This is a genomic window from Kribbella turkmenica (genome assembly GCF_004348725.1).
GTDB classification, from domain to species: domain Bacteria; phylum Actinomycetota; class Actinomycetes; order Propionibacteriales; family Kribbellaceae; genus Kribbella; species Kribbella turkmenica.
This window is the reverse complement of record NZ_SMKR01000238.1, coordinates 1-8,086: the sequence shown is the minus strand read 5'-3', so window position 1 is coordinate 8,086 and position 8,086 is coordinate 1. Positions and strand designations below refer to the sequence as shown.

The window sequence follows — 8,086 nt, the reverse complement described above, 5'->3', positions numbered from 1 at the left end:
GTTCCGGGACCGTGGCGGCGCTCGATGCCGGCGTGCACGCGATCGGCAAGAAGCTGGTCGAGGAGGCCGCCGAGTCCTGGATGGCCGCCGAGCACGAGAGCAAGGAGCGGGCCGCCGAGGAGCTGTCCCAGCTGCTCTACCACGCGCAGGTGATGATGCACGCGCTCGGCCTGGACCTCGACGACGTGTACCGACATCTGTAGGAGCGCTCCGCGGATCCGGTCCACTTCTCCAGAAAGGCAGTGCAATGCTGCGCGTCGCGGTACCCAACAAGGGCTCGCTGAGCGAGGCCGCCATCGAGATTCTCACCGAGGCCGGCTACAAACAGCGCCGGACCACCAAGGACCTCGCGCTCACCGACGCCGCGAACGAGGTCGAGTTCTACTACCTGCGCCCCCGCGACATCGCCGTGTACGTCGGCGAGGGCACCCTGGACGTCGGGATCTCCGGCCGTGACCTGGTGCTCGACTCGCACGCCGACGCCGACGTGGTCATGGAGCTCGGGTTCGGCGGGTCCACCTTCCGGTTCGCCGGGCCGCCCGGGTCCGCGTCCTCGATCAAGGACCTGGCCGGAAAGCGGATCGCCACCTCGTACGCCGGCGTACTCCAGGACCACCTGGCCGAGAACGGCGTCGAGGCCGCTGTGGTCCGCCTGGACGGCGCGGTCGAGTCGGCCGTCCAGCTCGGCGTCGCGGACGTGATCGCCGACGTCGTCGAGACCGGGACGACGCTGCGCCAGGCCGGGCTAGAGGTTTTCGGCGACCCGATCCTCAAGTCCGAGGCGGTGCTGATCAAGCGGCACGGCGTGGAGACCCCGCCGAACGGCATGCAGCAGCTGGTCCGCCGGCTGGAGGGCGTCCTGATCGCCCGGAACTACGTGATGATGGACTACGACATCCGCGCCGAGCACGTCGACGCCGCCACCGCGGTCGCGCCCGGGCTGGAGTCGCCGACCGTGTCACCGCTGCACCGCCAGGGGTGGGTCGCCGTCCGGGTGATGGTGCAGCGGGCCGACGCCCAGCGGATCATGGACCAGCTCTGGGAGGTGGGCGCGCGTGCCATCCTCACCACCGACATCCACGCCTGCCGGATCTGACGTGAGGGACGACCGCCTGTACACCTTCCATCCGCGGATCGTCGCGGTGATGTCCGCCGGCATGGGGTTGTCGCTGATCGCGGTCTTCGGAGTGATCTGGTTCCGGCTGTCGGAGGACGCCCGGGACACGTTCAGCTGGTTCCAGCGGCTGACGTTGCTGGCGTTCTTCGGCGCGATCCTGTGGATCCTGTACCGGATGACCACGCTGCGGGTGTCGGCGTACCCGGACCGGCTGCGGGTGCGCAACGTGTTCAAGTCCTACACGCTGCCCTGGGACCGGGTGACCGCGCTGCGGTTCCGGCCCGGGGACGCGTGGCTCCAGCTGTTCGACGCGGACGGCAACCGGCTGGGCATCCTCGCGGTCCAGGCCGCCGAGGGTGCCCGGGCGAGCAAGGCGGCCAAGGAGCTGGCCGCCGTCGCGCGCTCCCGCGGTGCCGGCCCTAGATCGACACCCGGAACGTAGTGCTGTGGGAGCCGCCGGGTTTCAGGATCACGAGGTTCTGGCCGGTGACGAAGGCGTTCGGCGGACAGGTCATCGGCTCGACGGCGAGCGCCGTACGTCCGATCGCGCCGCCGGTGTAGAGCTGCAGCCAGGGGGTGTCGCTGGTCAGGACCGCCCGGTCGCCGGAGGCGGGGTCCGTCAACGTCACCGACCAGGTGCCGCCGCCGAGACCGGTGAACGCGTTGTCCATCTCGAGATCGCCGATCGTCCGGGACGCACTGAAGTCGTACGGCGAGTCGTGGATCGGGGACAGCCCGATCGGCGTCATCCGCTCCGGCGACACCTCCAGCCACTCGGCCGCGCGGAACTCGAGCACGCACTCGTCGATCACCCGGCCGACGCTCAGGTACGGGTGCGTGCCATACCCGTACGGCGCGTCACTCGCGCCGACGTTGGTCGCGGTGGCGGTCACCGTGAGACCGTCGGCGAGTCGGTAGTGAAGGCGCAGGTCGAGCTGGTGCGGGTACCCGGGCGCACCGTGCAGCCGGTGTCCGACCTCGACGACGGCAGGGTCGGTGCCGTCGTCCACGCGCTCCCAGTTCGCCCAGCGGGTCAGGCCGTGGATCGCGTTCTGCCGGTCGGGCTCGCTCAGGTCCAACTGCTCGTCGACGCCCTCGAACGTGTACTTCCCGTCGGTGATCCGGTTCGGCCACGGGATCAGGTGCTGCCCGATCCCGGCGTACGCCGGCTGGTGCTCGGCGTACCCGGGCACGACCTCACGCTCGCCGTACGAGACGCCGCGCAGACCACCGCCGACGCTCACCACGGTGGCGGACCACCCGCCGTCATCGAGTACCCACTGCTCTCCGGACGGCAGCACCTCTGCGCTCATGCCTTCATCCTCACAAACTTTCTCTACGGTGGTGTCCATCGGGGACCGACCCGTTCGTAGAGATGCTGTACACACGCCAACGGGAGGTTCCGAGATGAAGTACATGCTGCTGATCAACGCCGGTGAGCTCGACCTGAGCGGCGGCGCGGCCGGGTGCGAGCCGGAGGACTGGATGCGGTTCGACAAGGAGATCCAGGAGGCCGGGGTCGTGGTCTCGTCCGAGTCGCTGGCCGACCTGGTCACCTCGACCCGGGTGCAGGTCGCGAACGACGGCAGGCGCACGGTGACCGACGGGCCGTTCGCGGAGACCCGCGAGGTGCTCGGCGGGTACTACGTGATCGACGTACCGGACCTCGACGTCGCGCTCGAGTGGGCCGCGAAGTGCCCGGGGTCGCGGGGCGGCGGGTCGATCGACGTCCGGCCGGTCGCCGAGTTCCCGGGGGCCTGATCCGCGATGCACGCCGAGGTCGAGGCGGTGTTCCGGGAGGAGCGCGGGCGGCTGCTGGCCGCGCTCGCCCGGCGGTTCGGTGACCTCGACCTCGCCGAGGAGGTCGCGTCGGAGGCGATCGAGGCGGCGCTGGTGAAGTGGCCGGTCGATGGCGTACCGCCGAACCCGGGTGCCTGGCTGATGACCACGGCCAGGCGGAAGGCGGTCGACCGGCTGCGCCGCGACCAGGTGTATGCCGCCAAGCTCGCCGTACTGCAGGTCGAGGCCGACCGGGCCGGGCCGCCGGCGGTGGGCGACGAACTACCGGACGAGCGGTTGCAGTTGTTCTTCACCTGCTCGCACCCGGCGCTCGCGGCCGAGGACCGCGGTGCGCTCACGCTGCGGTGTCTCGCCGGACTGAGCACACCGGAGGTGGGCCGGGCGTTCCTCGTCCCGACGGCGACGATGGCCAAGCGGATCGTCCGGGCGAAGAAGAAGATCAAGGACGCACGAATCCCGTTCCGCGTCCCCGGCCCGGACGAACTGCCGGACCGGCTGCCCGGTGTGCTGCAGGTGATCTACTCCGTGTTCACCGAGGGGTACTCGGCCAGCTCCGGCCCTTTCCTGCAGCGCCTCGACCTCGCCGAGGAGGCGATCCGGCTGGCCCGGATCCTGCGCCGGCTGCTCCCGGACGAGCGCGAGGTCGCCGGTCTGCTCGCGCTGATGCTGCTGATCCACGCCCGCCGGGACGCCCGTACCGGCCCGGACGGCTCGCTGGTCCTGCTCGACGACCAGGATCGCTCGTGCTGGGATCGCGACCTCATCGCCGAGGGCAGCGACCTGGTCGTCGCCTCGCTGACCGGCGGCCCGGCCGGACCGTACGGCGTCCAGGCCGCGATCGCCGCGCTGCACGACGAGGCACCAGACGTCGCCGGCACCGACTGGGCGCAGATCGTCGCCCTGTACGACGTCCTGATCGCGATGGACCCGTCGCCGGTGGTCGAGGTCAACCGGGCGGCCGCGATCGCTATGCGCGACGGAGCCGAGGCGGGCCTGGCGCTGCTCGACCGGCTGTCCGGCGAGCCGCGGCTGCGCGAGTACCACCCCTACGTACTGGCCCGGGCCGACCTGCTGCACCGCCTGGGGCGATTGCCTGAGGCAACCGCGGCGTACCGGGAGGCGCTCGCGCTGGCCGGCACCGAACCTGAACGGGACCACCTGCGCTGCCGGCTGGCGGCCCTCGCCGGAGAGACCCCCTCGTGACCGACGAGCGCCTCGCGCGGGTCGCGCGCGGGTGGGACGAGGCAGCCGACGGGTACGAGGAGTACTTCGTGCCACGCTTCGCACCCTGGGTCAGGTCCGCGGTGGAGGCGGTGAGCGACCTGCGGGACGGACCGGTGCTCGTGCCGTGCTGCGGCACGTTCCCTGAGCTCGAGCTGCTCGTCGACCGGTTCCCGGGACGGGAGCTCGCCGGGATCGACCTGTCGGCGGGCATGGTCGAGCGGGCTCGGGAACGGGCAGCTCGGCTCGGGCACCCCCGTGTCGATGTCCTGCAGGCTGATGCCTCCAGCCTCGACCCACGGTGGTCGGGACGGTGTGCCGCCGTCGTCTCGGTGTTCGGGTTGCAGCAACTGCCCGATCCTGAGGCGGCGCTTCGCTCGTGGGTGGACGCGCTGGCGCCTGGAGGGCGGTTGTGTGTCGTCTACTGGCCCGGGAAGACCGAGGACGACGGGCCGTTCGCCCTGTTGGGGAAGGTGATCGGCGACCGGAGCGACTCTTCCTGGGAGGACCGCCTCGTCGGCGCGCTGGACGCCGGGACCGTCGAACGGGACGAGTTCATCGACTTCCCGATGACCCACCCGGATGCGGCGACGTACTTCGATGCCGCCGACCACGCCGGACCGATGCGGGCCCTCGCTCTGGCCCGCGGCGACGCCTACCTCGCCGAGCTTCGCCGGCGGTTCCTGGCCGAGGCGCCCGCGGGGGAGTGGACCCACCATCCGCGGGCCCGGCTGCTCGTGGTCAGGAAGCCGCCGAGTCGTGCGGAGGCAGCGCCACCGACTTCGTGACGAGCTCGAGCGTGGGGTCGTGCGGGACCGACGGGTCACCGTCGACGATGACGTGCGCCCGGGACCGGGTCGCCTGCTCGGCGAAGTGGTCGCGTTCCCACCGCATCCACTCGAGCCAGTGGTCGCGCAGCGCCTCGCCGTCGCGGGCGATCCCGCGCTCCAGCCGGACCTCGTTCGACGTCTCGATCCAGAGCCGGAGCGACTGCCAGTGGCCGGCGTCGCGGTCGCACGAGGTGACCCCCTCGACGATCAGCAGCTCGACGGTCACCGGTACGACGTGCAGCTCGGCGTACGCGCCGGCGTACCAGTCGTAGCGCCGGTAGCGGCCTTCGCGGCCGTCGGCGATCCGCTGCAGCACGTGGTCGCGCAGCAGCCCGAATCCGCGGACGGCGCCGGCCCAGCCGTCGTACAGGTCGTCCATGTGGATGAGTCGGGTGTGCAGTCCGCGGGCTTCGGCCCGGGCCGCGACGTTCGCCGCGAGCGTGGACTTGCCGGAGCCGGCCGGTCCGTCGATGCTGATCAGCCGGGTGTTGCCGAGGCGGGGCGGGGCGGCCTGGACGTGGTCCAGCAGGGAGTCGATGGTGAGTGGAGCGACGTCGTTCGTCTCAGTTGATTCCATGGCGCTTCAAGATGTCCTCGATCTCGTCGAACTCCGACGATTCCTGCTGCTTCGCCTTCGACCCCCTGGCGGGCTTGGCAGCTTTGGCAGGAGCGGCCGACGCGGGTTCAGAACCCTTCGCGGTCAGCTCACCCGCGGGCGCGGCGGGCTTCGACTGTGCCTCCTCCTTGGACCCCCGGTTCCGTCCCCGGCCTCGGGCCACACCCGAGACGACGTACAGCACGACCGAGACGCCGAACAGCGCGACCCCGGCCCACACCGTGGGGGAGAAGATCAGGTGGGTGACCCAGCTCACGGACGAGCGCACCACGTCCCAGACCAGCTCGAGCAGGCCGGTCAGGTACAGCGAGATCGGCAACAGGGACCAGGCCACGCCGCGGGTGCCGGCCGCCGCCCCGCGGCGCCGCCAGGCGGCCCACGAGCCGATCAGGCCGAGCAGCGTGAGGCCCACACAGAACGGCAGCAGCGTCAGATCGTTGAAGTCAGGCACATACCCAGGCTCGCACAGTCCCCCGCGGAACCAAGCCGGGAACAGCCCTGACACCACCCTGAAACCCCACCCCGGGGCCGCCGAGTGGAGAATGCGGGCATGCAATCAGAACGCCGCCTGGCCTTCACCGGCTTCGACAACGACGACGGGTCGGCCGACCCCGCGCTGGCGGAGGCGCTGGCGGCGGGTGACCACGGGGCGCTGCTGGCCGCGCTGACGAAGGCGCGCCTGCTCGTGCCGGTGGTGGCCATGCTCGGGGAGGTCGAGTACGACGAGAACGGGCTGGCGCACGACAAGACGTCGGACATGGCGGTCGCGCTGCTCCAGGGGCAGGACGGCCGCAACGCCCTGCTCGCGTTCACCGGCACCGAGAGTCTGGCCCGCTGGAGCCGGCAGGCCCGTCCGATGCCTGCCCAGTCACAGCTGGTTGCGACCGCGGCGATCCAGGAAGGCGCGGCCGCGATCGTGCTCGACGTGGCCGGCCCGGCGGCGGGCGTGATCGAGACCGACGACGTACGACGTCTCGCCGCCGGTCTCCAGGTGGTCCGCCTGGCCGACGGCACCTACGGATGGGTCGAGCCGGCCGGCTGATCGAACCGCGGCGGAGTACAGCCACCAGGGCCGACGAGGTGGCCGGCGTCGGCGAGGATGAGAGGCGTGACCGTGGCTGCGCCCCACGAATGCGATGGACCGGTACGTCCGGTCCAAGGACGAGCTGCTCGACGTGCAGCTCCGGTGGACGCGGTCGACGCCATCGTGCGAGAGCTCTTCGGGCTCACGCGCATCCTCGACGGCACCCAGTACTCAGTCCGGTAGGACGATCCGGACCGCCCCCTCGGTGCGGGCGGCGACCCACCGCAGGTGAAATTCGCTGCCGGGGGCAACTTCCGGGCGACGGTGCGGTTCCGTGCGCAGGTTGACCGGAGCCGTCAGCGTCGTCGCCTCGGCGGTCTGAACTGCATTCGCCCGGACGTCGGCGATGACGTCGGCCAGCGCCTGCGCCGCCGGCTTGCGCTGATGGTCCACGGTGAACAGCCCGAGGTCGTACTCCCGGTCCGGGAAGTCCAGCAGCCGCCGGTCGATGTCGTGCGACGACCACCAGGTGATCCCCCACAACGCCGGGTTGGGCAGCACCAGCTCGACCGTCCGCCGGGTGAATTCGGCCTGGAGCTCGTCCGGGATGTCCGGCCCGGGTACGCCGATTTCCTGCAGCCACACGGGCCGCGCCGGATCCAGCGACGTCGCCGCGGCCAGCTCGACCAGGTAGTCCGCATGGCTGAGCGTCGCCGGCCCGAGCGGACCGTCCACCCGGGAGACCCCGTTGAACACCCACGAGTGGACAGTGCTCAGATCCCCGAGGTCGACCACGTCCACCGGATGGAAGGGATGGTCCGCCTTGTACCAGGCGTCGTCGAACACCGAGTGCAACGCCAGTACGTCGGGTGCCGCCTTCTTGACCGTGGCCAGCAGCTCCTGCGCCCAGCTCATCGACGTCCCGGAACTGGTCGCGCTGTCCGGCCAGAGGTTGTTCACCTCGTTCCCGAGCGTGATCGCGAAGACGTTGGGCTTCTCGGCGACCGCGCGCGCGACGGTGTCGACGTACGCCGTCAGGCCGTCACGGACCGCCGGGTCCTCGAAGATGCTGGTCTTGTGCCAGGTGAGCACCCACGAGGGCAGGAAGTCGAAGCTCGAGAGGTGGCCCTGGATCAGGTCGACCGCGACGGCCAGCCCGTGCTCGGCGGCCGCGTCGACGGTGTCCAGCAGGTCCGCGATCGCCCGCTCGCGGATGATCGCCCGGTTCGGCTGGATCCACGGCCAGACCGGGAACACCCGGACGTGGTCCAGGCCGAGCCCGGCCAGGTCGGCGAAGTCCCGCCGTACCGCCGCGCCGTCGTAGTCGAGCCAGCTGTAGAACCAGCCGGCCGAGGGGACGTGGTTCGCGCCGAACCGCGGCGACACGGGATCCGAAGGCATGCCGACGATGCTAAATCGGTTTAGGAACCGACAGCAACTCGACCTCCACCCCACCCCCGGCCCTCACCCGAACGGAT

11 protein-coding genes are annotated in these 8,086 nt (G+C 71.0%); 7 read left to right on the top strand and 4 right to left on the bottom strand.

The genetic code is table 11. From position 1 onward, the window contains the following. The 3 genes from E1218_RS33460 to E1218_RS33450 all read left to right on the top strand — a co-directional run. Positions 1 to 203, top strand: a 203-nt coding sequence (locus tag E1218_RS33460; RefSeq protein ID WP_132327053.1) for a phosphoribosyl-ATP diphosphatase, incomplete at its 5' end; no start/stop codon positions are given. Between the two features lie 44 nt (positions 204 to 247). Beyond that, positions 248 to 1,096: an ATP phosphoribosyltransferase gene (gene hisG / locus E1218_RS33455; protein WP_132327052.1), complete on the top strand. Its 849-nt coding sequence runs from the start codon at positions 248 to 250 to the stop codon at positions 1,094 to 1,096. A gap of 1 nt (position 1,097) precedes the next feature. Continuing rightward, entirely contained in the window at positions 1,098 to 1,559 is a 462-nt protein-coding gene (locus E1218_RS33450; RefSeq protein ID WP_233712644.1) for a PH domain-containing protein, read from the top strand. Here the strand turns inward: E1218_RS33450 and E1218_RS33445 are convergent. Then, on the bottom strand, positions 1,537 to 2,430 hold the full coding sequence (locus E1218_RS33445) for an aldose 1-epimerase family protein (RefSeq protein ID WP_132327051.1): 894 nt from the start codon (positions 2,428 to 2,430) through the stop codon (positions 1,537 to 1,539). The two genes, E1218_RS33450 and E1218_RS33445, sit on opposite strands and share 23 nt — an antisense overlap. A 94-nt stretch (positions 2,431 to 2,524) precedes the next feature. Between E1218_RS33445 and E1218_RS33440 the strand changes: the two genes are divergently transcribed. The 3 genes from E1218_RS33440 to E1218_RS33430 are packed head-to-tail and all read left to right on the top strand — an operon-like array spanning position 2,525 to position 4,926. Beyond that, positions 2,525 to 2,878 (top strand): YciI family protein, encoded by a 354-nt coding sequence (locus E1218_RS33440; protein WP_132327050.1) that lies wholly within the window; start codon positions 2,525 to 2,527, stop codon positions 2,876 to 2,878. Positions 2,879 to 2,884: 6 nt separating this feature from the next. Then, positions 2,885 to 4,120, top strand: coding sequence for an RNA polymerase sigma factor (locus E1218_RS33435; RefSeq protein ID WP_132327049.1), 1,236 nt, complete (start codon positions 2,885 to 2,887; stop codon positions 4,118 to 4,120). Next, complete coding sequence (locus E1218_RS33430) at positions 4,117 to 4,926, top strand: class I SAM-dependent methyltransferase (protein WP_132327048.1); 810 nt, start codon at positions 4,117 to 4,119, stop codon at positions 4,924 to 4,926. Before E1218_RS33435 ends, E1218_RS33430 begins: the two co-directional genes overlap by 4 nt. On the opposite strand, the gene E1218_RS33425 is transcribed toward E1218_RS33430, so the two are convergent. After that, the gene (locus E1218_RS33425; protein ID WP_132327047.1) at positions 4,880 to 5,545 is read right to left on the bottom strand and encodes a nucleoside/nucleotide kinase family protein; all 666 of its coding nucleotides are present in this window, start codon (positions 5,543 to 5,545) and stop codon (positions 4,880 to 4,882) included. The two genes, E1218_RS33430 and E1218_RS33425, sit on opposite strands and share 47 nt — an antisense overlap. Beyond that, on the bottom strand, positions 5,532 to 6,035 hold the full coding sequence (locus E1218_RS33420; protein ID WP_132327046.1) for a hypothetical protein: 504 nt from the start codon (positions 6,033 to 6,035) through the stop codon (positions 5,532 to 5,534). The genes E1218_RS33425 and E1218_RS33420 overlap by 14 nt, the downstream gene beginning before the upstream one ends. A 99-nt stretch (positions 6,036 to 6,134) precedes the next feature. Here E1218_RS33420 and E1218_RS33415 point away from each other — a divergent pair, with 99 nt between their 5' ends. Next, positions 6,135 to 6,626 carry an SseB family protein gene (locus tag E1218_RS33415; RefSeq protein ID WP_132327045.1) on the top strand — a complete coding sequence of 164 codons (492 nt, stop codon included), beginning with the start codon at positions 6,135 to 6,137 and terminating at the stop codon, positions 6,624 to 6,626. 213 nt (positions 6,627 to 6,839) lie between these two features. Here E1218_RS33415 and E1218_RS33410 read toward each other — a convergent pair whose 3' ends face one another. Further along, a complete protein-coding gene (locus E1218_RS33410; protein WP_132327044.1) occupies positions 6,840 to 8,009 on the bottom strand; it encodes a glycoside hydrolase 5 family protein in 1,170 nt (389 codons plus the stop codon). Positions 8,010 to 8,086: the final 77 nt, after the last annotated feature.